General features: G+C 57.1%; 1 protein-coding gene. It reads left to right on the top strand.

Going from position 1 to position 531, the window contains the following annotated elements:
- A partial coding sequence (locus AK963_RS34410) for a hypothetical protein (RefSeq protein ID WP_175404794.1) occupies positions 1-531 on the top strand: 531 nt, incomplete at both ends.

Genomic DNA, 531 nt, shown 5'->3' with positions numbered 1-531 from the left:
CTGGTCGTTTGAAAACCTGCTCACGCCCACCGAGCGCCTCGACTTCATGAAGTGGTTCCAGTCCACTTACTACCGTGACGGAAAGGTCGACTTCGAGAAAATCAACAGTGACACCATCTACAGCAACCTTGCCAAAGGCGACGCCAACCGCACCGGAGCCGATCAGTTCTACGCCCCTGGCGAACTCTTTGCCAATCAGTTCCATCTCTGGTTCGCCCGCAAGCTCAAGGGTGAAGGCACCATCAACGTAGAACGCATGGAAGGCTTATGGAGTCGTGTGGTCGATTACGTCAAGGAAGTATTCAACGCCATCTTCCACGGCAAACCCGTTCGCCCTGACCTGGAACCCATCTTTGCCAGAATCGCACCCGACCCTGACGCCCTCTCGGACGCGGCCAAAATCATCAAGGCCAACCCCGAAGCCCGCGTCATCGAACGCGCCGCCGACGTCACCACCGAGGAAGTGGAAGCACTGACCAAGGGCACAGCAAGACACTCGCATCGTCGTTTAGTCGAGCTGGAAGACCTCAC

Origin of the sequence: Endozoicomonas atrinae, assembly GCF_001647025.1 — a bacterium.
In the GTDB taxonomy this organism is placed as follows: domain Bacteria; phylum Pseudomonadota; class Gammaproteobacteria; order Pseudomonadales; family Endozoicomonadaceae; genus Endozoicomonas; species Endozoicomonas atrinae.
This window is presented reverse-complemented; position numbering and strand designations above follow the sequence as displayed.